This is a genomic window from Microlunatus panaciterrae (assembly GCF_016907535.1).
Lineage (GTDB): Bacteria > Actinomycetota > Actinomycetes > Propionibacteriales > Propionibacteriaceae > Microlunatus > Microlunatus panaciterrae.
This window is the reverse complement of the sequence record NZ_JAFBCF010000001.1, coordinates 1,743,604-1,766,427: the sequence shown is the minus strand read 5'-3', so window position 1 is coordinate 1,766,427 and position 22,824 is coordinate 1,743,604. Positions and strand designations below refer to the sequence as shown.

21 protein-coding genes are annotated in these 22,824 nt (G+C 69.9%); 15 read left to right on the top strand and 6 right to left on the bottom strand.

Annotated features, from left to right (window positions below; translation table 11 throughout):
- From JOE57_RS08000 to JOE57_RS07980, 5 genes are read left to right on the top strand one after another with little or no spacing between them, the layout of a single operon-like run.
- Complete coding sequence (locus JOE57_RS08000) at positions 1–354, top strand: hypothetical protein (RefSeq protein ID WP_204917194.1); 354 nt, start codon at positions 1–3, stop codon at positions 352–354.
- Entirely contained in the window at positions 351–779 is a 429-nt protein-coding gene (locus JOE57_RS07995) for a GPW/gp25 family protein (RefSeq protein WP_204917193.1), read from the top strand. The genes JOE57_RS08000 and JOE57_RS07995 overlap by 4 nt, the downstream gene beginning before the upstream one ends.
- 1 nt (position 780) lies before the next feature.
- The gene (locus JOE57_RS07990) at positions 781–3,309 is read left to right on the top strand and encodes a baseplate J/gp47 family protein (protein WP_204917192.1); all 2,529 of its coding nucleotides are present in this window, start codon (positions 781–783) and stop codon (positions 3,307–3,309) included.
- Positions 3,296–3,898 carry a phage tail protein gene (locus JOE57_RS07985; RefSeq protein WP_204917191.1) on the top strand — a complete coding sequence of 201 codons (603 nt, stop codon included), beginning with the start codon at positions 3,296–3,298 and terminating at the stop codon, positions 3,896–3,898. Before JOE57_RS07990 ends, JOE57_RS07985 begins: the two co-directional genes overlap by 14 nt.
- Complete coding sequence (locus JOE57_RS07980; RefSeq protein WP_204917190.1) at positions 3,895–4,344, top strand: hypothetical protein; 450 nt, start codon at positions 3,895–3,897, stop codon at positions 4,342–4,344. The genes JOE57_RS07985 and JOE57_RS07980 overlap by 4 nt, the downstream gene beginning before the upstream one ends.
- Here the strand turns inward: JOE57_RS07980 and JOE57_RS07975 are convergent.
- On the bottom strand, positions 4,341–5,165 hold the full coding sequence (locus JOE57_RS07975; protein ID WP_204917189.1) for a hypothetical protein: 825 nt from the start codon (positions 5,163–5,165) through the stop codon (positions 4,341–4,343). The two genes, JOE57_RS07980 and JOE57_RS07975, sit on opposite strands and share 4 nt — an antisense overlap.
- Before the next feature lie 197 nt (positions 5,166–5,362).
- Here JOE57_RS07975 and JOE57_RS07970 point away from each other — a divergent pair, with 197 nt between their 5' ends.
- From JOE57_RS07970 to JOE57_RS07950, 5 genes are all read left to right on the top strand, one after another.
- On the top strand, positions 5,363–6,484 hold the full coding sequence (locus tag JOE57_RS07970; protein ID WP_239578885.1) for a Gfo/Idh/MocA family protein: 1,122 nt from the start codon (positions 5,363–5,365) through the stop codon (positions 6,482–6,484).
- Positions 6,485–6,564: 80 nt separating this feature from the next.
- Entirely contained in the window at positions 6,565–7,251 is a 687-nt protein-coding gene (locus tag JOE57_RS07965) for an alpha-ketoglutarate-dependent dioxygenase AlkB family protein (protein WP_239578884.1), read from the top strand.
- Between the two features lie 52 nt (positions 7,252–7,303).
- On the top strand, positions 7,304–8,008 hold the full coding sequence (locus tag JOE57_RS07960; RefSeq protein WP_204917188.1) for a TetR/AcrR family transcriptional regulator: 705 nt from the start codon (positions 7,304–7,306) through the stop codon (positions 8,006–8,008).
- A gap of 47 nt (positions 8,009–8,055) precedes the next feature.
- Entirely contained in the window at positions 8,056–10,632 is a 2,577-nt protein-coding gene (locus JOE57_RS07955; protein WP_204917187.1) for a PEP/pyruvate-binding domain-containing protein, read from the top strand.
- Positions 10,633–10,680: 48 nt separating this feature from the next.
- Positions 10,681–11,280, top strand: a complete 600-nt coding sequence (locus JOE57_RS07950) for a DNA-3-methyladenine glycosylase (protein ID WP_204917186.1) — start codon at positions 10,681–10,683, stop codon at positions 11,278–11,280.
- A 30-nt stretch (positions 11,281–11,310) separates the two neighbouring features.
- Here the strand turns inward: JOE57_RS07950 and JOE57_RS07945 are convergent, their stop codons facing one another.
- On the bottom strand, positions 11,311–12,660 hold the full coding sequence (locus tag JOE57_RS07945) for a mercuric reductase (protein ID WP_204917185.1): 1,350 nt from the start codon (positions 12,658–12,660) through the stop codon (positions 11,311–11,313).
- A gap of 256 nt (positions 12,661–12,916) precedes the next feature.
- Between JOE57_RS07945 and JOE57_RS07940 the strand changes: the two genes are divergently transcribed.
- The gene (locus tag JOE57_RS07940; protein WP_204917184.1) at positions 12,917–13,855 is read left to right on the top strand and encodes an SH3 domain-containing protein; all 939 of its coding nucleotides are present in this window, start codon (positions 12,917–12,919) and stop codon (positions 13,853–13,855) included.
- 83 nt (positions 13,856–13,938) lie between these two features.
- A complete protein-coding gene (locus JOE57_RS07935; protein ID WP_204917183.1) occupies positions 13,939–14,373 on the top strand; it encodes a hypothetical protein in 435 nt (144 codons plus the stop codon).
- Here the strand turns inward: JOE57_RS07935 and JOE57_RS07930 are convergent.
- Entirely contained in the window at positions 14,336–15,598 is a 1,263-nt protein-coding gene (locus tag JOE57_RS07930; RefSeq protein WP_204917182.1) for a serine hydrolase, read from the bottom strand. The genes JOE57_RS07935 and JOE57_RS07930 overlap by 38 nt on opposite strands.
- A gap of 60 nt (positions 15,599–15,658) precedes the next feature.
- On the opposite strand from JOE57_RS07930, the gene JOE57_RS07925 reads away from it, so the two are divergent.
- Together JOE57_RS07925 and JOE57_RS07920 are read left to right on the top strand one after the other, a co-directional pair.
- The gene (locus tag JOE57_RS07925) at positions 15,659–17,275 is read left to right on the top strand and encodes a glycoside hydrolase family 3 N-terminal domain-containing protein (protein WP_204917181.1); all 1,617 of its coding nucleotides are present in this window, start codon (positions 15,659–15,661) and stop codon (positions 17,273–17,275) included.
- A 237-nt stretch (positions 17,276–17,512) separates the two neighbouring features.
- Positions 17,513–17,665: a hypothetical protein gene (locus JOE57_RS07920; protein ID WP_204917180.1), complete on the top strand. Its 153-nt coding sequence runs from the start codon at positions 17,513–17,515 to the stop codon at positions 17,663–17,665.
- A gap of 154 nt (positions 17,666–17,819) precedes the next feature.
- Here JOE57_RS07920 and JOE57_RS07915 read toward each other — a convergent pair whose 3' ends face one another.
- Together JOE57_RS07915 and JOE57_RS07910 are read right to left on the bottom strand one after the other, a co-directional pair.
- A complete protein-coding gene (locus JOE57_RS07915; protein ID WP_204917179.1) occupies positions 17,820–18,572 on the bottom strand; it encodes a M50 family metallopeptidase in 753 nt (250 codons plus the stop codon).
- A 67-nt stretch (positions 18,573–18,639) separates the two neighbouring features.
- On the bottom strand, positions 18,640–20,157 hold the full coding sequence (locus tag JOE57_RS07910) for a deoxyguanosinetriphosphate triphosphohydrolase family protein (protein ID WP_204917178.1): 1,518 nt from the start codon (positions 20,155–20,157) through the stop codon (positions 18,640–18,642).
- 97 nt (positions 20,158–20,254) lie between these two features.
- On the opposite strand from JOE57_RS07910, the gene pgi reads away from it, so the two are divergent.
- Positions 20,255–21,931 (top strand): glucose-6-phosphate isomerase, encoded by a 1,677-nt coding sequence (gene pgi / locus JOE57_RS07905; protein ID WP_204917177.1) that lies wholly within the window; start codon positions 20,255–20,257, stop codon positions 21,929–21,931.
- Positions 21,932–22,152: 221 nt separating this feature from the next.
- On the opposite strand, the gene JOE57_RS07900 is transcribed toward pgi, so the two are convergent.
- The gene (locus JOE57_RS07900; protein ID WP_275588324.1) at positions 22,153–22,761 is read right to left on the bottom strand and encodes a hypothetical protein; all 609 of its coding nucleotides are present in this window, start codon (positions 22,759–22,761) and stop codon (positions 22,153–22,155) included.
- Positions 22,762–22,824 lie beyond the last annotated feature (63 nt).

Genomic DNA, 22,824 nt, shown 5'->3' with positions numbered 1-22,824 from the left:
ATGCCCGACGCCGTCCTCTGGCTGACCCAGGACGCCGATGTGCGTTGCACCCACCGGCTGGGCCGGTCGCCGCAGCAGCCGACCCAGGACCTGGTCCGGATCGACGGGCGGCAGGTGCTGGTCGTCCCCGACCCGGTCGGCAGACCGATCAACGGGTGCCCCAACATCGGGGTCGCGATCAAGCCGTGCACCAATACCCTCGCCATGCGCGCCGGCCAGTCCACCTACATCCGGATCATGGGGCGCTTCGTCGTCCGTGCCGATCTTGACGGTTTCACCGACGGTACGCCGCCCGGGGCGGTGCACTACGAGGTGGTGAACCCGGCTCAGAGCCTGGTCGGGGAGACGCCATGAACGTCCTGTCCGGGCTGCGGTTCGCCCATCCAGACTTCGACCAGACGACGGGTGTCGGGCTGGTCTGCAACGCGGTCGGGCGGCTCGAGCGGGTGGAGAACGCCGCCTTGTTGCGTCAGTCGTTGCTGATCCTGCTGTCGACGTTCCCGGGGGAGCGGGTGATGCGTCCTGACTATGGCTGCGAGCTGCTCGCGCTGGCGTTCGCGCCCAACGACGACACCACCGCCGGGCTGGCCATCCACTACGTGCGACAGGCGGTGGAGCGGTTCGAGCCGCGGGTCCGAATCCTCAACATCGACGCGGCCCGGGCGCCCGACGAGCCACATCGTCTCGACGTCGTTCTCGACTACCAACCGCGACTGGGTGGGGGCGTGGACTCCCTCTCGGTCGGCCTGCTGCTCGACTCAGGATCCGAGGAGGTCTGACATGCCGCTACCGGTACCCAACCTGGACGACCGTGACTTCGCCCAGCTGCTGGCCGAAGCCAAGGCGATGATTCCGGCCCGCTGTCCCGACTGGACCGACCTGTCGCCGGGGGACCCGGGCGTCACCCTGCTGGAGCTCTTCGCCTACCTCACCGACTCGATGCTCTACCGGCTGAACCGGATCCCGGACAAGGCGTTCGTCCAGTTCCTGAACCTGGTCGGGGTGACCCTGACGCCCCCGGCCGCTGCTTCGGTGGAGCTGACGTTCTCGTTGCGCAAACCGGGCGATCGACGACTCGTCATCCCCAGGGGGACGCGCGTCACCACCGCCCGATCCGGTCCCGTGTTCACCACCATCGTTGAGGCCGTGATCGACGCGGGCGAGACCACCACCACCGCGACCGCGCTCAACTGCGACCTCAACCATGCCGAGATGTTGGGCACCGGCACCGGACTGGGCGGGCAGAGCTTCACCGTCGCCCATCCGCCGATCGTCCTCGACTCGGGCGACGGGGCCGACCTGCTGATCGGGGTCGAGGTGCACCAGGGTGAGCTGGACCAGCGGGTGCCGGCGATCCGTCAGGACGGGATCAGCTATCGACTCTGGCGGCAGGTGCCACACTTCGGAGTCGATCATGAGGACCAGCACGTCTTCGTCGCTGACCGCACCGCCGGGACGATCACCTTCGCACCGTCGGTCCGGCACGTCCGTGGCCCGGAGGCCGCGCCGCTGGCCGACGTACCGGGAGCGGGCCGCAAGATCTGCAGCTGGTACCGCAGCGGCGGGGGTCTGGCAGGCAATGTGCCGGCCGGAGCACTGTCCGTACTCAAGGACCCGATCCCGGGCGTCGAGGTCACCAACGTCGCCGCAGCCACCGGCGGCCGGGACGTGGAGCAGCTCGACAATGCGCTGCTACGCGGCCCGCACCAGCTGAACTCGCTCGAGCGGGTGGTCACCGCCCGCGACTACGAGCGGCTGGCGGTCAACTCCAGCGGCGGGGTCAGCCGTGCCCTCGCGCTCACCCGCGCCTCGCTCTGGACGGGTGCTCCGCCGGGGGAGGTGCAGGTCCTGCTGCTGCCCAGTGTGAGCGACGACGAGGCGCCGACGGTGACGGCGGCGCAGCTCATCGAACGACAGTCCCCGCTGGCGCTGGACCGGGTCCGCGAGGCGCTGGCCGATGCCCAACCGCTGGCCACTCGATCCGTGGTGGGCTGGACGGGCCTGAAATCCTTCCACCTCGAGGTCACGGTGGTGGTGCACCGAGCCGAAGACCGGGAGGCGGTGTCGGCCCGGTTGCTGGAGCGGCTGCGCCGGACCCTCAGCCCGCTGCCGATCGACGGGGGGCAGGGCTGGCCGTTCGGTGAGGCGCTGCGCGCCTCGACCGTCTATGACGTGCTGCTCGGCGAACGTGGAGTCCGCTACGTCGACTCGGTCCGGCTGGTGGTCGACGAGGTGCCGGGCGACGTCTCGGCGCTTGTCCGCGACCCGCACCAGGCCCACACCTGGTTCTGCGGCAGCGGCACCAGGGTCTTCCGCTCGCTCGACGACGCGGACGGGTGGGAGCTGGTGTCCAGCTGGGTCGACGAACAGGTCGAACGGCTCGCCACGGCTGAGGGCAGCCCAGGGCTGATCCTGGTGGCGACCCGGGTCGGCAAGACCGAGACCAGCCGGATCCACCTGTCCCGCGACTACGGCGAGACCTGGGAGAGCGTGGCCGAGTTCTCCTTCCACGTCGAGAACTTCTGTGCCGGGACCACCGGGACGACGGCGGTGGCGTTCTTCGCCACCGACAACGGGCTGTTCCGGCTCGACCTCGTGCCCGGAGCCGTGCCGGAGTCGATCCTGGTGGAGGCCGCCACCCCGGCCAAACCGTTCTATGACGTGGAGATCGTCTCCTACCCGGGAGCCGACCTGCAGGTGGCCGCAGCCGCACAGGAGCTCGGTGGGGTGTACCTGTCGTTCCAGAGCGGCAAGGCGGGCACCTACCAGCCGCTGGGGATGAAGGGGGTCGACATCCGGCTGCTCCGGCTGCAGCGCACCCCTGGACGGCGCTTCCTACTGACCGGGGCGTTCGCGATCGGCGACGAGGCCGGAGCCGGGGTCAGCCGGATCGAGCTGCTGCCGTACCAGATCTCACCCGAAGGGTGGCGGGCCGTCGGGAGCCAGTGGGTCGGCGGCATCTGCCGGGACCTGACCACGATCGGTGACCGGATCTTCGCGGCCAGCGCCAAGTCGGGGGTGACGGTCAGCGACACCGGCCGGGACGCCGTGCCGTGGCGGGCCTCCGCGGTCGACTGCGGCCTGCCGCTACGCGAGGTGGGCCGGTTCGAGCCGGTGCTCGCGGTGTCCGCTTCGGACGATCTGCTGCTGGCCGGCTGCGTCGGCGGGGTCTATTCGTCCAGGAACGCGACCCGCTGGGAGCACGCCTCTCAGCAGGTCTTCTCGGAGCGGATCTCGCTGCCGCGCACCTGGCTGTTCGCACCGGGAGCGCACGAGCTGACGGTCAGGTACGACGATGCGCGCGGCTGAGATCGAGCTGCTGCTGCCCGAGGTGATCCGGCGGACCTGCGTTCCCGGTTCACCGATGGCGGCCATGCTCGCGGTGATGGAGGGGCTGCACGAACCGTCGGAGGCAGTCCTCGCTGACCTGCCGGCCGTACTCGACCCGCTGCGCACACCCGAACGCTTCGTCTCGATGCTGTCCCGCTGGGTCGACCTGGAACGGCTGGCGGAGGCGGACGGTGGCGGGATCGAACCGGCCAGGATGCGGCTGCTGGTGGCAATGTCGGCTGTGCTCGGCCGCAGGCGGGGCACCCGGCGAGGGCTGCTGGACGTCCTCACCCTGGCGACCGGGGTCGAGGGGTTCCTGATCGACGAGGCCGTCCCGGGAGCCGACGGCCACCCGCGTCCGTTCCACATCAAGGTGACGGTGCCGGCAGGGGCCGCGGACCTGGTCGGCCTGGTCGGCGCCATCGTCGAGCAGGAGAAGCCGGCGCATCTGACCGCGGAGGTGGTGCAGGCCGACGAGGCGCCCGCGCCGGCGCCCGGCGCCGAGGACGAGGACACGTCGGCGACCGTGCTGATGCCCGCGGTGCCGGCAGCGGGAGGTCAGCCATGAAGAAGGTGGCCCTGGTGGTGCTGGTCGTGATCATGGTCATCGTGGTCGGAACCCTGGTTGCCGGCCGGGTGGGAGGCAACCGGGGCAGCTCGCAGGACCGTGGCCTGGCCGGCTTCGTGGACTCGTTCGCTCCGCACACGGATGTCAAGCCGGCCGACGTCGCCGGGGCCAGTTGCTTCAACGCCGCCCTCGGCGGCTTCGCGGTGGAGCAGTCGTCGGTCTGCCAGGTGAGGATGCCGAGCAAGGCCAACCGGATCACGCTCTGTCTGGTGCAGGGCCAGCTGTCGGCACTGACGATCAAGGGCCGGGACTATCCCGCCCAGCAGCTGGGCAAGAAACCGATGGGATGCGATGACCCGCTGAAGTTCTCGCTGTACGACACCGGCTCGGTGCTCGTGATCGGCTGCCTGCCGTTCAGCGCCCCGTGTCAGATCAGGGTGGTCTAGCCGGGCGTTTGTCGCGCCAGCGCCGACCCGCCGCCCTGACGACCGAGCTGGAGGAGGCGCAGGGCGCCGACGATGCCGCCGATCAAGATCACCAGCGACCAGATGGCACCGACGATGGAGATGATCAGGGCGCCGATGGCGTCGGTGATCGAGACCAGGATCCCGGGCACGATGCTGTGCAGGATGGAGGTGAGCAGGGTCAGCAGCAGCGCCGTCAGGAACAGCAGCACCAGGCCCTTGCTCAGCAGGAACCGTTGCTGCGCGATCACCAGCAGGATCGCCCCGAGCACCTGGAGAACGATCACCACCCCGAGGATCAGCGCCGAGCCGCCGGTGTCGAACGAGCCGAAGATGGCCAGGTAGGCCAGGGTGCCGAAGGGGGCGGCCAGGAACAGCGAGACCATCAACATCAGTGCCACGAAGGCCACAATGGCCAGCACGATTCCGCCGAGCAGCCCCAGCAGGCCCCCGACGATGCTGACGATGCCCTGCACCGTCCCGGTGGCGCGGTCCCCGATCAGCAGCGGCAGCGCTGTCAGCACCAGGATCAACAGCAGCAGCCCGTTGACCAGCGCCAGGTCGGGGATGGCCAACCCGGGCGGATCCTCGGCCCGGGTCTGGGACAGCTGCTGCTGGGCGTCGAACGGGTCGATCCCGCGCTCCGCCAACTGGGCTCGGACGAACGGGTCGTTCATGGCCGAGCTCACCCGCTCACCGAACGGCGGCGGCCCGGTGAAGAGGTTCGAGCCGAGGCAGATCAGCAGCACCAGACCGATGGCGACCAGGCTGCCGATCAGGAAGGGGCGTCGCAGTTGGTCCACAGCAGTCCTCCCCACGCCTGGGCACTCGGTCCTGCAGGAAGGAGCACGCAGCCGGCTCCCAGATACCGGCTGTGCCCGCTGAGTTCAGGGCAGCTCGCCTGACGTCCGGCCGTTCCGCGGCCGACGGTGCTGCCAGGTATCCGCAGGGTGGACGGGGCCGTTCCCTCGCACCGGAGGTGAACACTAAGGTGCACACCATGGGTCCACAGAAGCTTCGGGTGGCAGTTCTCGGCGCCGGCATGATCGGCGAGGTGCATCGGCGGGCCGCCGTGCTCGGCGGCGCGGAGGTGGTGGGCGTGATGGCGTCCAGCCCCGATCGGTCGAAGGAGGTGGCGGCCAAGTGGGACGTGGAGAAGGCCTACGCGAGCATCGACGAGGTGGCCTCGTCGGACCTCGACGCGGTGCACATCTGCACTCCCAACTCATCCCACGTGCCCTACGCCATCCAGCTGATGGAGGCGGGCAAGCACGTGCTCTGCGAGAAGCCGCTCGGGATCAGCCTCGCTGATGCCGAGCAGGCCGCCGCGGTGGCTGAACGGACCGGCGTGGTCAACACGATGCCGTTCGCCTATCGGTTCCACCCGATGGTGCGGGAGATGCGGGCCCGGGTGCAGAGTGGCGACTTCGGTGCGGTGAACCTGATCCACGGCAGCTATCTGCAGGACTGGCTGCTCAACCCGCAGGCCACCAGCTGGCGGGTGGACCCGACACAGGGCGGTCCCTCGCGCGCCTTCGGCGACATCGGCTCGCACTGGTGTGACCTGATCGAGTGGGTGACCGGTGACCGGATCGCCGAGCTGGTGTCGACCACCTCGATCTCCATCCCGCAGCGGCCGAGCAAGTCGGTGGCGAGCTTCAGCGGCGCCGTCAACGACTCGCCCCTGGTGGATGTGACCACCGAGGACAGCGCTCTGGTGCTGTTCCGGACCGCGAACGACATCGCCGGCTCCACCGTCATCTCCCAGCTCAGCGCTGGCCGCAAGAACCGGCTGTGGGTCGAGGTCGACGGCGCCAAGCAGAGCGCGGTCTTCGACCAGGAGCTGGCCGAGCAGCTCTGGATCGGCGCCGAAGAAGCCACCCAGCTGCTGGTCCGCGACCCCACCCAGGGCTCCGCGGAACAGCGCCGGTTGTCCAGCCTTCCCGCAGGGCACGCTCAGGGTTATGCCCAGTGCTTCGAGAACTACGTGGCCGACTCCTACTCCGCCATCCGCGGCGAGGTGCCGGACGGTCTGCCCACGTTCGCCGACGGCGCCCGGGCGGCAGCCATCTGCGACGCGATGCTGACGTCAGCCGCCGAGAAGCGCTGGGTGACCGTCTGAGCGCACCAGGTCGATCTCACAGATAGCCCGACCGATCCGACCGACGCCGGCTCCTCGGCGGCGGCGCCGGGGGAGGACGGATGATGGAGGCCTTGTTCCGCGACCAGGACGCGGGCTCGGGTCGGCGACTGGTCGCCCCCGGTGCTGTTCACCTTCCCGGCTGGCTCAGCCTGGCCCAGCAGCAGTTCCTGGTGCGCCAGTTTGAGGACTGGTCCAGCGGTCCGGTGCCGATCCGGGCGGCGCGGCTGCCGGGCGGTCGCCAGATGTCCGTCCGGATGGTGTGCCTGGGTTGGCACTGGCAGCCCTACCGCTACACCCGGGAGGCGGCCGACGTGAATGCTGCGCGGGTGCTGGAGCTCCCCGAGTGGCTGGGGGATCTGGGGCGCCAGGCGCTGGCCAAGGCCTACGAGGACCCCGGGGCGGCCGAGGCGTACCGCCCGGACGTTGCGCTGGTGAACTTCTACGACGACGCGGCGACTATGGGGATGCACCAGGACAGGGACGAGAGATCCGACGCACCGGTGGTGTCGTTCAGCGTCGGTGACACCTGCAGGTTCAGGTTCGGGAACACCGAGACGCGCACCGGCCCCTACACCGATGTTGAGCTGGTCTCGGGCGACGCCTTCGTCTTCGGTGGTCCGTCCCGGTTCGCCTACCATGGCGTTCCGCGCATCTTCCCCGGGTCGGCCGACCCGCGCTGCGGGCTCAGGTCGGGTCGAATCAACCTCACCCTGCGGGTGACCGGGCTTCCCAGATCGCCATCATGAGTGACGAGTCCGCCCTTGACGCGGACTGAACGACCGTTCAATACTGCTGAACATGCGTTCAGTTGCGGGTGCGGAGAGTCCCTCTGCTGGGCCGTCCGCGGTGGTACGGATCAGACAGGCCGCGCTGAGCCTCTTCGGCGAGCAGGGATACGAGAGCACCTCCGTACGTCAGATCGCCGGAGTGGCCCAGGTGTCGGCGGCCCTGGTCCTCCACCACTACGGCAGCAAGGAGGCGCTGCAGCAGGCCTGCGACGCCTACGTCCTCGACTTCCTGGCGGAGAGTCGCCGCAGCGCGCTGCTCGGTACGGGCGCGGTGCCGACCGTGGCGCGGTTCGTCGAGGAGCATCCGGAGGTGGTGCCGATGAGCCGCTACCTGCGCCGCACCCTGATCCGCGGCGGGACGGCGGCTGCCCGCGTGTTCGACCGGATGGCTTCGGACAACGTGGAGAACCTCCGGCTCGCCGAGGAACAGGGACGGGTCCGCCCCTGTTCCGATCCGCGGGCCCGAGCCGCGCTGCTGACCGCGTGGAACGTCTCGATGCTCATGGTCGGAGACGTCGCCGCCGGCTGGCTGGGTGGCAGCTCCGTGTTCGACCTCAGGATGGGCGAGCGGCTCGAGGCGGTGGCGATGGACCTCTTCACTGACGGCCTGCTCGCCGATGGCACGCTCCGGCAGGAGCTGCTCGCCGGCGCGGGCGACCCAGCAACCACGTCTGGCGATGTCAGGGGACGGGCGACGTCAGGGGATGGGCGATGACAGGGGGCGGGCGATGACAGGGGGCGGGCGATGACAGGGGGCGGGCGATGACGTCAGGAGCGGTGGCGCACGCCTGGGTCCGCGACCTGGGCGACCCGGGTGCCGGGCTCGGCGAGGTGGGCGGCAAGGGGGAGTCGCTGGCCAGGATGATCGGTGCCGGCTTGCCGGTCCCGGGCGGCTTCCACCTCACCACCTGGGCGTACCGGGATTTCGTCGAAGGGCACGACCTGCAGCCGCAGATCGAGGCGCAGGCGGCCAGGGCCGCTCAGGGCGAGCCCGAGGAGGCGTCGGCCGCCATCCGCGCCTTGTTCGTCGAGCATGAACCGCCGGAGGCGTTGCGGGCGGGCGTCACCGAGGCCTATGACCTGATGGGCGCGGGCGCGGTCGCGGTGCGCTCGTCCGCCACCGCCGAGGATTTGCCGGGCCTGTCGTTCGCCGGCCAGCAGGACACCTTCCTCAACGTCGAGGGTGTCGACGCGTTGCTGTCGGCGGTGAAGCAGTGTTGGGCCTCCCTGTGGACCGCGCGAGCAATGCGGTACCGCGCTCGAGCGCGCATCCCGACCGGAGAGGTCAGCATCGCGGTCGTCGTCCAGCGCCTGGTCGCGGCCGAGGTGGCCGGCATCATGTTCACCGCCGACCCGGTGTCGGGTGATCCGAGCCGGCTGCACATCAATGCCGCCTTCGGGCTCGGTGAGGCCGTGGTCGGTGGTCAGGTGACGCCCGACAGCTATCTGGTCGATGCCGGCACCGGCCGGTTGACAGCCAAGACGGTGAGCGAGAAGCTGATCATGACCGTCCCTACCTCGAGCGGGACCGAGGAGCGGCCGGTACCCGTGCGGCGGCGTACCGAGGCCACGTTGACCGATCCGCAGGCGGAGGGGCTGGCGGTGTTGGGGCGGCGCCTGGCCGCGCTCTACGGCCGCCCGATGGACGTCGAGTGGGCTCTGGCAGGCGGCGAGTTCACCCTGTTGCAGGCGCGGCCGATCACCACCGGCGCCGAGCGCGATCCCTGGAACGACAGTCGCGAGGTCAACTGCCTGTGGACCAACACCAACGTTGGCGAGGCGATCCCGGATGTGATGACGCCGGCCACCTGGCACCTGGTGCAGGAGTTCCTGGCCGAGGCGATGACGACCTCGGCGAACGAGAAGTACAAGGGGTTCGGCCAGGTCGGCGGGCGGCTGTATCTGAACCTCAGCATGATGATGTCGCTGAGTGCCGCGCTCGGGATCAGCGAGCGGAGGTTCCGCCGGATGACCCAGGAGGTCTTCGGGCCGCTGCCGGACGGTCTGGCCATCCCCAAGGTCCGGCTGAACCGGGTCGAGCTGGTCCGCACGATCGTGCCGATCGGCCTCCGGGTGGTGCTGAACGCCAGAAGGGATCTGCGGCGGCTGGGGGCCTACATCGACGCCCATCCAGCACTCTGCGACCGGCTACGGGCCGAGATCGCGACCACCGAGACCGCCACCGATCTGGTCCGGCTCTGGCGGGAGACTCTTGACCCGGCCTTCCACGAGGGCGGCCGGATGCTGTCCGCGTCGACCAAGAGCTCCGGGACCTCCTTCGTACTCACCCGGCAGGCGCTGCGCACCCTGGTCGGCGAGGCGGACGCCAATGCGATCACCGCGGGCATGGGCAAGGAGACCGGCGAACTGGCCAGCCTGGGCCTGCTGATGGGGCTGGAGAAGCTCGCCAACGGCGAGATCGACCGGGATACCTTCAACCGCACCTACGGTCACCGCGGACCGCATGAGCTCGAGGTGTCGATGCCGCGTCCGGGGGAGCAGCCCGACTGGGTCGACGAGCAGTTGCGACATCGCCGGCCGGGTGACCGAACCGCACGCGAGCTGCTCGCACGACAGGAGCGGGCCCGCGACGAGGCCTGGGCCCGGCTGCAGCGTACGCATCCGCACAAAGCGGCTCGGCTGCAGAGGAAGCTCACCGTATGGTCGCGAATCGCCAGGGAACGGGAGGCGGCGCGGACCGAGGTGGTGCGGTTGTTCTGGGTGCTGCGGGACTACCTGCTGCGGGCGGGGAAGCTGACCGGTCTCGGCGACGACGTCTTCTTCCTCGATCTCGACGAGGTGGCCGCGGTGCTGGACGGCACCGAACCGGATCTGGCCCTGATCGGGCAGCGGCGGGATGCCTACCGCCGCTATGCCGAGCTGCCGCCGCTGCCGTCGCTGATCAGCGGTCGCTTCGACCCGTTCAGTTGGGCCGCCGACCCTGAACGTCGCAGCGACCTCTTCGTCGAGGGTGGTGGGATAGCCACGAGCGAGACGATCTCGGGCAGCCCAGGCTCCGAGGGGGTGGTGGTCGGTACGGCCCGGGTGCTGGCCGACTTCACCGAGGGGGCGGCTCTTCGGCCGGGCGAGGTCCTGGTCACCAACATCACCAATGTCGGCTGGACGCCGCTGTTTCCGCGGGTCGCCGCGGTGGTCACCGACATCGGCGCTCCGCTCTCGCATGCCGCCATCGTCGCCCGCGAGCTCGGCATCCCGGCGGTGGTCGGCTGCGGGAACGCGACCATGCGGATCAGGACCGGTGACCGGATCCGGGTGGACGGGTCGGCTGGCACTGTCGCCGTGCTCGACCGGCGGGAGGAGGCCCTGCAGCAGGGCTGAGCCAGGCCCTCTTCGGACTGGCTCGGGGCGCGCAGGCAGAATCGAGCCATGGCATGGGATCTGTCCGGCAGAGTCGACCTGGTGGCCCGGTCGCTGCTCGGTGCCACCCTGCGGCACGGGCCGGTTGCGGTCCGCCTGGTCGAGGTGGAAGCGTACGGCGGCCTCGCCGACCCCGCCTCGCACGCGGCCCGCGGCCGGACCCCGCGCAACTTGGTCATGTTCGGGCCCCCGGGGCACCTCTACTGCTATTTCTCCTACGGGATGCACTGGAACGCCAACGTGGTCTGCGGGCCCGACGGGACGGCATCCGGCGTGCTGCTCCGCGCCGGCCGGGTCGTCGACGGGATCGAGGTTGCCCGCGCCCGCCGGGGCAGTTCGACCGATCGCGACCTGGCCCGTGGGCCCGGCCGGCTCGGTCAGGCGCTGGCGATCACCGGCGCGCTCAAGGGCACCTATCTGCTCGACGGTGGGCCGCTGAGGTTGACGCCGCCCGAGCACCCCCCGGACCGGATCGCCAGTGGGCCGAGAGTCGGAGTCGCGCTGGAGGCCGACCGGCCCTGGCGGTTCTGGATCGACGGCGACCGACACGTGTCCGCCTACCGGCGCAGTCCACGGGCCCCGGCCCTGGACGCCCCCATCGTGCGGTGACGGGCAGCTCGTGGTTGGGCGGTGCGGTGATCAGGCCAACGGGTGCAGGGAGCGGAGCATCGACGGGATGAACTCGGCCACTGTCGGATGGATCGGCAGCGCATCGCGTACCGCCGGATAGCGCACGCCGGTCTGGATGGCCAGCCCGACCAGCTGAGCCAGGTCATCACCGTGCAGGCCGAAGAAGGTGGCGCCGAGGATCTCCTCGGTGTCGGCGTCGACCAGGATCCTCATCAACCCGGTGGTCTCGCTGTCCAGGACGGCCCGGCTGACCCGCGACATCGGCACCTCCGCCTTCAGCACCCTGCGCCCCGACCGGCGGGCCTGCGTCTCGGTCATCCCGACCCGGCCGAGCGGCGGGTCGGTGAACATGGCGTAGGCGGTGATCCGGCCGTCGACCGTACGTGACTCGTCCAGCAGGATCTGGCTGTCCTGATAGGCGGTGTGGGTGAAGGCGCCGTGGCCGTTGACATCGCCCAGCGCCCAGACTCCGGGCACCGAGGTCTGGAACCGCGAGTCGATGGCGATGAAGCCGTGGTCGTCCAGGGCCAGCCCCGCGTCACCGATCAGGTCGGCGTTCGACCGCCGACCGGTGGACACCAGCAGGTGGCTGCCGGTCACCGCCGAGCCGTCCCGGAGGGTGACGACGATCTGATCGCCCTGCGCAGCGACCTGGTCGGCCTGACCGGCCACCACCCGGACGCCCTCGTCGGTGAGCAGCTGTTCGATCAGCGTGGACACCTCAGGGTCCTCCCTGGCCGCCACCCGCTCACCGGCCACGATGGTCACCTCGGACCCGAACCGGTGGAACATCTGGCCGAACTCCAGGCCGATGTAGCCGCCGCCGATGACGACCAGGTGCCGGGGCAGCTCGGTCAGCTGGAGCAGCTCCACCTCGGTCATCGCCGCCACCGACTCCAGCCCGGGAATCGGTGGCCGGGTGGCCCGGGCGCCGAGGTCGAGGAAGACCCGACGCGACGTGAGCACTTGGCCGTCGACCGTCACCGTGTGCAGACCGTCAGCGGCGGTCTGGAGCCTGGCTGTGCCGCGGTAGAGGTCGATGTTCTGCTCGCCCTCCAACCAGTCCACGAGCCCCTGGCGCATGGCGTCGATCATCCGGTGCATCCGCTCCATCACCGCGGTGAAGTCCACCGTCACCTCACCGGTCCCGATGCCGTACTCCGCTGCCCGACGGGCCCGGTGGGCGGCGACTCCGCTGGCCCGGAGCGCCTTGGTCGGACGACAGCCATGGTTGAGGCAGGTGCCACCGACCTGCTCCATCTCGACTACCGCGACCCGTTCACCGCGCCCGGCGATGTCGCCGGCGACTCCTGGTCCAGCCTGCCCGGCCCCCACCACGATCGCGTCGTAATCCGTCATCTGGCTACCTCCTAGGTGCCCTCCAACCTATGTGAGATGGCCCACAGAGCGCTGCGGCGGGTGGGCACTCCGGTGCCGCCTTGCCTAGACTCCCACGGGTCGATAACGAAATGATCTCGATCCTTGAGGATGGTGGTTCCCGGTGGCACGACCACGCCCCCGTAGGGCGGCGCGGCGCTCCCTCGCTGCACGGATTGGGTTGCCTGCACGCACAGGGTCGGCTGCACCAACGGGGTTGGCTGCGCGGATTGCGCGCGTGGCGGCCCCCGGCGCAGCCCTCGCCATGGTGGTCACCGGTGTCGCTGTGGCGGCCTGGCCGGACTCGAACGTCGTCAGCGCCGAGCCGCCGCCGACCCAGTCGTCCAGCCAGCCGACCAGATCCCCGGCGGACGGTGCGGTGCAGCGCCCCACCGAACGGACGGACCGGTCGAGTCAGCGTCCCGCGCTGTCGCCGTCGGCGAGCAGCCAGAGCGTCAAGAAGCCGGCGACTGCCCGCACGCCGGCCAAGAAGCGACCCTCCCGGGCCACCTCCTCGGCGGCTCCCAAGGCCATCGGCACCCGGTTCGCAACGGTGAGCCTCAAGATCCGCACCCAGGCGGCCGAGCGGGCCGGGTCGGTCACCGTGGTCAGGCCAGGCAGCCGGCTGGCGATCACCGGCGTCACCGACGGCAGGTGGACCCAGGTCCGCTACCAGGGTGAGGCCCGCTGGGTGACCGGCCGGTACCTGTCCAAGACCGCGCCGAAGGCGGGGCCGAAGGCGGGGCGGACGGGGCCGAAGGCGGGGCAGAAGTCGACCCGGACCTCGGGCGGCATCTCAGACGCTGCCTGCCCGTCCGGTTCGGCGGTCGAGAACGGGCTGACTCCGGACGCGGTCCGGGTGCACCGGACGATCTGCGCCAACTTCCCGCAGGTGAAGGCGTACGGTGGCGTGCGGCCCGACTCACTGCCGGAGCATCCCTCGGGCCGGGCGGTTGACGCGATGATCTCCGATTCCGGCACCGGCTGGCGGATCGCCAACTATGTCCGGGCGAACGCCCGTCGGCTGGGCGTCAGCCAGGTGATCTATGCGCAGCAGATCTGGACCGTCCAGCGCGCCGGCGAGGGGTGGCGATCGATGCCGGACCGCGGCTCGGCCACCGCCAACCATTACGACCACGTGCATGTTTCCGTGTACGGAAACGCCGGCAGCTCCTGACCTCCGGGTAGGTCGCTCGACCCGCTCCGGGCGGTGCTTTCGACCCCTTGTGCCCTACCCAGGCGCGACCTAGTGTTTTGTCTATGGTCGTGGATCCCTACGAGGTGGTGCTTGGCGCATTGGCCATCGCCATCATGATCTGCGTGCCCATTCTGGCGGTGTTCGTCTTCGACCTGCTGGTGGGCCGTTGGGACCAGACCATCGAGCACTGGCGCAACGTCCGCGCGCTGCGCAACCAGCACGGGGTGCCGATCGAACGACTCGCGGCGGACCTGCGCCGGCTCCGCGCCGACCTGAGCCATGACGAGACCAGGTCGGCCACGCATCAGATCGGTGCTCGACTGGCCTATGACGGGCTGCTGATCCAGGCCTGCGACATGCTGGGCGTCCAGCATGACCTGCGCGAGACGACGGCCGGGTTCGACCGCGACATCGAACGTCTCCGGGTCGAGGCTGCGCTGGAGTCTGCCGGGCTGGTGCTCACCGACCCGCGCCGTCGCGGCCAGGACGTCTGGTAGCGCCGCTACCGGTGGAGACGCCTCTTGAGCCGAGTGGGAGCTCGGCGAGCACGGTCGCGACCCGGCGCCGGAACGCGTTCATGTCCGACCAGTCCCGACTGGGGTGGACGCGGTTGGTCAGCAGCACAGCGACCAGGCGACGGTCGGGGTCGACCAGCAGTGAGGTGCCGGTGAAGCCGGTGTGCCCGAAGGTGCGGCCACGGCCGGCAAGGTCGCCCATGAAACCGCGGTCATCGATCCGCCAGCTCAGCCCCGACTGGTAGTCGTTGTCGATGCTGGCAGGGAGCTGCGGCGTCAGCATCTCCGCCATCGTCGCCGCGGACAGCGGACTGGTGCCGTCGGTGATGGAGGCCGGGCCGTCCAGGAAGAAGCGACCGAACCTCAGCAGGTCGGCCACGGTGCCGAACAGGCCGGCATTGCCCGAGACGCCGTTGAGGGACGCGGCGTTCTCGTCGTGCACAATGCCACGGGTGTCGTCGGCACCTCGGCACTCGGTTGCGGCGACCCGGTCGATGTCGTGTCTGCCCAGCCGGTCGAGCGGACGGTAGCTGGTGTCGGGCAGGCCCAGGGGCCTACACACGATCCGCTGCACGAGCTGGTCGAGGCTCTCGCCGGTGAGGCGCTGGGCGAGCAGTCCGAGCGTGATGTAGCCGGTGCAGGAGTAGCGGAACCGGGTGCCCGGCTCGGCCTCCAGCGGGCAGCCGAGGACGGCGGCGGGTCTCGCCGCGGCCTCGCGGACATCTCGCCAGATGAAGATCTCCGCCGGCAGCCCGGAGGTATGGGTGAGCAGCTGGCGGACGGTGACGCGGTCACGGACCGGGGCGCGGTACTCAACCAGGAAGTCGCCGACGGGGTCGTCCAGCGACAACCGGCCATCCTCGGCCAGGTGCAGGATCACGGTTGCCGTGAACAGCTTCGTCAGTGAGGCGAGATCGACGACGGTGTCGACGCGCATCGCGACCTGTTCCGAATCCGGCAGCAGCCGACCGGTCGCATCCGCGTAGCGACGGGCCTGACCGACGCTGGTGGTCCAGCTGCCATGGTCGCTGACGAGGCCGAGCACCGCACCCGGGAAGACCGGATGCGGTTGGGAGGTGATTCCCTCCAACAGCAGCGACTCCAGTGCTGAGCGCAGTCGAGCGTCGGGCCAGTCCCGTCCGGACGCACCCTGAGCAGCCGCGGGCGGAGAGCTGACGGGCTGGGAGGACACGTTCCGGTGAGGCACGCTACGACTCTAGGCGAACCACCACCGGGGCCCGCAGCAGAGCCCAGTACCCTGCGCTAGGTGAACAACTCCTCGGCGCACCGGATCCTGGCCTCACTCTCGACCGAGGAGAAGATCGGTCAGATCATTGCCACGTCCGTCGGGCACCATGCCGTGGACCAGGTCAACGCCGCCGGCGCCTCGTCAGACCTGGCGGCCGCTGGCGCCATTACGGCGGGCGTGCTCCGCACCGCGGAGGAGATCGCCGAGTTCCATCTCGGAGGCGTCTGCTACTTCCCCTCCCGACCTGACGGACAGCTGCCCGGCGAGGTCGCCGAGATCACTGCCCGACTGCAGCAGGCCGCACCGATCCCGCTGCTGGTGTCGACCGACCAGGAGGGCGGCCGGGTCGCCCGGCTCCGCCGAGGCTTCAGCCTGTTCCCGTCCGCGATGGCGCTCGCCGCCATCGGTGACCCCGCCGTGGCCCGGCAGGTGGCGCGGACGAGCGCCGAGGAGATGCGGGCTGTCGGCATCAACCACGTTTTCGCCCCCGACGCCGACGTGAACTCCAACCCGGCGAACCCGGTGATCGGGACCCGCTCGTTCGGCGCCGACCCGGAACGGACGGCCGAGTTCGTGGTCGAGATGATCGCCGGGTACCGCGAGGGTGGAGTGGCCTCGACGGTCAAGCACTTCCCCGGTCACGGCGACACGGCCACCGACTCGCACCTTGGCGTACCGGTGCTGGAACGCTCGGAGCGGGACTGGCGCGCCGTCGATCTGCCGCCGTTCCAGGCGGCCCTTCGAGCCGGGGTCGACACGGTGATGGGGGGCCATCTCGTGCTGCGGTTCGCCGGTCCGGAGCCCGCAACCTACGCGTACCCCATCATGACGACGATCCTGCGCGACGAACTGGGCTTCGAGGGCCTGGTGGTCTCCGACGCCCTTGAGATGGAGGGTGCGGTTGCCGGCCGCGACCCGGACGAGGCCGTGGTGGACGCGCTGCTGGCCGGGATCGACCAGCTGCTGATGCCGCGCAGCACCGCCGGTGCGGTGGCTGCCCTCCGCCGGGCGGCGGCCGACGGGCGGCTGCCGATCGCCCGCCTCGACCAGGCCTGTCTGCGGGTGCTGCGGCTGAAGGAGTCGCTCGGCCTGCTGACGCCACCGCAGCAGGCCGCCCGTGGAGTGGTGGTCGGCCGGCAGCAGCCGGCGGCGGTGGACCTGGCCCGTCGGGCGGTCACGGTGATCGGCACCGTCCGGACGCTGCCGGTCGGCACGAATGTGTTGCTGGTCGCCGACCCGGCACTGGTGGAGGATCTGCGACTGGGGCTGATGGACCGCGGTCTGTGGGTCACCGTCGCCGGAGCGGACCGCTGGAGCGACCCGCAGGAGCTGGCCTCAAGGGCGCCCGGCTTCGATGCTGTCCTGGTGGTCTGCAACGACGCGTGGAAGAACCCGGAGCAGAACCCGCCGGTGGCCGAGCTGCTGGCCGAGCTGCCCGACGCACTGCTCGTCGCGGTCGGTACGCCCTACGACGCGGCACTCGCAGACGGCAGGCACAGCGCCTGGCTGACGTACGGTTTCAACCAGACCCAGGCACTCGGTCTGGCCATCGCCCTCACCGATCCGGAGCGTCCACCGGCCGGCAGCCTGCCGGTGCCGCTGCAGGATCAGGCCGTCTCAGGCCCAGCGGTCTGAGGGACGCCCACCGCAGGCACGATCTCGGGGTCTGGGGCGGCGTGAAGGCGGAGATCCGGCTCCGGATGTCCCCGCCGGGGAGGCAGTGCCTGGCCGGGCCGCCGCCGCGGTGGCGAGCGTCACGTGCTGAGGATCACGCTCCCGGAATGATCCGGAGGGTCGCTGGCGTTCTATAATTAGTTCGAATTCGAAAGATTCGATTGCAAACTCTACGAGATCGTAAAGGGATGGTTCATCATGTCACGCCTCGGGAAGGCCTTCCGCAGCCACCGTGAGTCCAGCCGCAGCCGCCGCGAGCTGAATCGCGCGATCGCCAACGCCGCCACACCGGCCATGCGTGATGAGCTGATCCTCGTCGCCCAGCGACGGGACTACGGATTCCGCGGCTGACGCTCCCGCTGGACACCGGACAGTCACGCGCAGTGCAAGGAAACGACCACTCGTCGGCTGACGGGTGGTCGCTGGCCGCGGTGAGGTCCCCGAGTGCCGCGGTGACTGGTCGATTCCTGTCACGAGCCGCAGCGGAGCGTGCCTGCTGGCAGGCTCAGAGGCCGAGGCGGGCCGCGAAACCGGCCACCAGCTCCGCGACACCGGGTAGCAGCCAGCAGGTCCCGACCACCAGGCCGGACAGGTTGGCCAGCAGGAAGCCGAGGATCCACACCGTCGCCGGCAGCTGGGTCAGCTCGGCGAGCTGGTCCGGGTCGGAGCGGCCATGGGGTCTCCGCCGTCGCTGGGCGGCCAGTTCGATCAGGGGCTTGGGGGCCGCCAGCAGCAGCACCCAGGTGATCAGATAGGCGATCAGTGACTGGACCGTCGCGGTGAGATACCAGCTCACCCCGACCATCGCCAGCCCGACCACCAGCAGGGCGACGAAGCCATAGAAGTTGCGGACCTGCAGCAGCATCAGGGCCAGCAGGACGACCAGCAGCCAGAGCAGTCCGAGGCTCCGGCCGGCGACGAGCAGCAGTGCAGCGCCGAGGCCGAGCAGTGCCGGTCCGAGGTAGCCGGCAGCGAGCATGACGACCATCCCAGGCCCACGTGGCCGTCCGCTGGAGATGGTCAGACCCGACGTGTCCGAGTGCAGCCGGATGGCCCGCAGCCGGCGGCCGGTGAGGACCGCGGCCAGCGCATGACCACCCTCGTGGCTGATCGTGACGATCAGCCGCGTCCACGACCAGCAGGCGGGAACGAGCACCAGGACCAGGCCGAGCACTGCCAGCAGGCCCACCACCTCCGGCTGCGGCGTCGGCTGGACAGCGGTGGCTCTCCGCCAGATCTCCAGGATCAGTTCCACCATTCAAGCCTGCGGGATCAACCTGTGGATCCGGTGCCTTGCGGCCAGACCTCGGTCGGCGACCGGCCGATCACAGGCTGCCGGAAGACCAGAGCAGATCGCTGGTGCCGGCCAGCCGACCGGCGAAGGCCACCGCCTGGGCGTCGGTCAGCGCGCTGACGAAGTCGATGATGCCTCGGCCCCGGCCCATCCGGGCCAGCTCGGTCTCGGAGGCGCGGCCGGCGAGCAGCTCAGGCGTCTGCTCGGTCACCCGCCGGTAACCCAGGTCGGCGCAGTTCACCAGGTCGAGCAGCCGGCGAGGGGCTCTCCCGGCGTCGATGCGATCCGACAGCCACTGGTCGAAGCCGGTCACCAGTCGGGTCAGCGTCTCGGCCTGGCCGCGCTGGAACATCGCCAGGTCGGGCCGGTCGAGGATGAAGTACTGGTGGACGAACTTCAGCACCGACACCTGGTGCCAGGCCTCACGGGTCAGCTCGACGAAGCTCGACCGCACGTGCGGCTGTGCTGTCAGGACGACCGAGGAGATCAGGTGGTGGATCCAGCGCGAGGTGAAGCCGGAGATGGCCCGGTCGGCCGCCATCGACCCGTCGTACGGCTCGGCCAGCACACCGTCGACGAACTCGTCCCCGACCAGCAGCACCGCGTCGCCGAAGGCCTCCTCGTCGAAGATCCAGCCGTCCTTGGCCCGCAGCCGACGGCGTAGCCGCTCCAGCCCGGCACCGGGCATCCGGCCGTGGCTGAGCAGGTCGCCGTCGGAGAGCGAGCCGAAGCGGCGCCGGTCGGCGTCCCAGGACCGGAACTCGCCGGAGACCGGAGAGAACTGCAGCACCCCGGAGCGATGGAAGTCCTCGACGTCGTGCAGCGAGTAGGCGATGTCGTCGGCCAGGTCCATCACCGAACACTCCAACGTCTGCCGACCGGGCGGCAGGTCGGGGAAGGCCTGTAGCACCGTCTGCATCTCGGCCAGGTCCAGGTCGTACGCCGAGAACTTGGCGGCACCGGGTCCGTCGGGGCCGAGTCCCGCGCCGCGCGGTGGCTGCGGCCAGCTGGCGGGATGCGGGTCAGGCGACTGGGACCGGCCCCACGGGTACTTGAGCACGGCGGCCCGGGTCGCGGCCGTCAGGTTGAGCCCCTCGTCACCCGGCCCGTGCACCTCCAGCTCGGTCAGGATACGGAACGTCTGGGCGTTGCCCTCGAACCCGTCAGGCAGGCCGAACTGCTCCCTGGCCAACCGGTCGAGCACCCGCTCGCCCTGGTGCCCGAACGGTGGATGGCCGAGATCGTGCGACACGGCAGCGGCCTGTACGACGACATGGTCGAGCCCTCCGAGGCTGCGGATCAGCTCCGGTGGTTGAGTGGCCAACAGCCCGACCGCGATCCGACGGGCTACCGCCGTGACCTTGATGCTGTGCGTCAGCCGGTTGTGCACCACGCTGCCGGTGGCCCCGGCGGTGATCACCTGCGTGACCTCGGCCAGCCGCGAGAACGACGGTGCGAACCTGATCCGCTCCAGGTCGATCCGCGAGGGCGACTCCGCGCCCTCGTGCGGGTCGGGTTCGGCGCGGGCGCGGGCGAGCCGAGGATCCATAGCGGCAACCTACTGGACGTCGCCCCGGCACGGTTGAGGTGGCTGACGGCCCCTCAGTAGGCTGCCGACAACTGACACTCGACATGATGAGGTTGCGATGACGACTCCGGTGGACCCCACGACCACCGCCGCCTGGGCGGCGCTGACGGACCTCCACAGGGGTCTGCGGCCGGATCTCCGGCAGTGGTTCACTGCCGAGCCGGATCGGGCCGAGCGGCTCTCCTTCCAGGCGGCGGACCTGTTCGTCGACCTGTCCAAGAACCTGCTCACCGACGAGGTGCTCGCCGCGCTGCTGCAACTGGCCGAGCAGGTCGGGCTGGCGGAGCGGACCGAGGCGATGTTCTCGGGTGAACACATCAACATCACCGAGGACCGCGCCGTGCTGCATACGGCGCTGCGTGCCCCGGCCGACGTCGAGATGGTCGTCGATGGTGTCGATGTCGTAGCCCAGGTGCACAAGGAGCTCGCCAAGGTCTACGCCTTCGCCGATCGGGTGCGCAGCGGAGAGTGGACCGGGGTCAGCGGTCGTCGGATCGAGACCGTGGTGAACATCGGCATCGGCGGCTCGGACCTGGGGCCGGTGATGGCGTACGAGGCGCTGCTTCCCTATCGACAACAGGGTCTGTCGGCCCGGTTCGTCTCCAACATCGACCCGACCGATGTCGCTGAGACGACCAGGGACCTCGATCCGGAGACGACGCTGTTCATCGTCGCGTCCAAGACCTTCGGAACCCTGGAGACGCTGACCAACGCCCGGCTGGCCCGGAGCTGGCTCCTTGATCAACTTCGGTCCCGCGGAGTGATCGGCGACGACGAGGCGGAGGCGAAGAACGCCGTCGCGAAGCATTTCGTTGCCGTCTCCACTGCTCTGGAGAAGGTCGCCGACTTCGGCATCGACCCGGCGAACGCCTTCGGCTTCTGGGACTGGGTGGGTGGACGCTACTCGGTCGACTCGGCCATCGGCACTTCGCTGGCGGTCGCCATCGGACCCGAGCGGTTCGCCGAGTTCCTGGCCGGGTTCCACGCCATGGACGAGCACTTCCGCACCGCCGACCCCAATGAGAATGTCCCGGTACTGATGGGGCTGCTGAACGTCTGGTACAACAACTTCTTCGGAGCGGCCACCCATGCCGTACTGCCGTACGCGCAGTATCTGCACCGGTTCCCCGCCTACCTGCAGCAGCTCACGATGGAGTCCAACGGCAAGGGTGTCCGCTACGACGGAACCCCGGTCACGACCGATACCGGCGAGGTGTTCTGGGGAGAGCCCGGCACCAACGGCCAGCATGCCTTCTATCAGCTGATCCACCAGGGCACCCGGCTGATCCCGGCCGACTTCATCGCCGTAGCCACCCCGACCCACGCACTGGTCGATGGCGACAAGGACGTGCACGAGCTCTTCCTGGCCAACTTCTTCGCGCAGACCAAGGCGCTGGCGTTCGGCAAGACCGCGGACGAGGTCAAGGCTGAAGGGACCGCGGACGAGATCGTCCCGGCCCGCGTCTTCAGCGGCAACCGACCGACCACCTCGATCATGGCTCCGGCGCTGACCCCCTCGGTGCTGGGCCAGCTGATCGCGCTGTATGAGCACATCACCTTTGTGCAGGGTGTGGTGTGGGGGATCGACAGCTTCGACCAGTGGGGGGTCGAGCTCGGCAAGCAGCTGGCCACCGAGCTGACCCCCGCTGTCGAGGGCGACGCCGACGCGCTGGCCAACCAGGATTCCTCCACCCGCTCCCTGATCGGCTACTACCGGGAGCACCGGGCTCGCTGACCCTTCGGGCCCTGTGCTCGTGCCCTGAGCCTGCACCCGTGCCCTGAGCTTGTCGAAGGGCCAAACCACCGCTCTTCGACAAGCTCAGAGCGCGTTGGACGGCCCCTGAGCCTGTCGCCGCGCCCTGAGCCTGCACCCGTGCCCTGAGCCTGTCGAAGGGCCGCTCCCGCCTCTCACCGCCAAGCCCTGAGGAGGTTGGAGTGTGCCCAGAAGCGAGCTGACTACACCTCGGGCCCTTCGGCCCGGAGCTTGTCGACCTCGGACATGGCGTTGCGCAGGTCGGCCAGCCAGGACTCGGCGTGCTCGCCGACCAGCTTGACCGCCCAGGCGAGCGCCTCGGAGCGGGACCGGGCGACGCCGGCGTCGACGAGAGTGTCGAGCACCTGCCGCTCGGGCTGCTTCAGCCGGGTCATCACCGGCACCGAGATGTGGGTGAAGAGGGCATGGACGTCGCCATGCTCCGCGCCCCAGGAGACCTTGCGGCCGTAGCGCGCCTCAGCCTCGTCGGCGATCTCCATCCGCTCGGCCCGGGTGTCGGCCCGGAACCTGCTGATCCGTCCTTCGGCCGCAGCGCGGTCGCTGGGCGTTTCGTCGGCGAGGGTCCCGATGACGGTGATCTCCTCCCGATCGACGGTGACGTTGACCTCGCGGAACCAGTCCGCGGGCAACCTTCCCTCGAACCAGGCTGCCGCGTCATCGGCCGGCGGAACGTCGACGTTCTGCCAGCCGCCTGGGCGGCCGAAGCCACGATGCCGCCGACCTTCTCCGTGGCCGAAGCCCCGTCCTCGACCGCGGCCGCCGGGCTCTTCCGATTCTGAATGCCTGTTCATCAGCATCCCTTTCTGCTTACGGTAATCCAGTGATTACATAATTACAGCGTAGCGCAGCGTGGT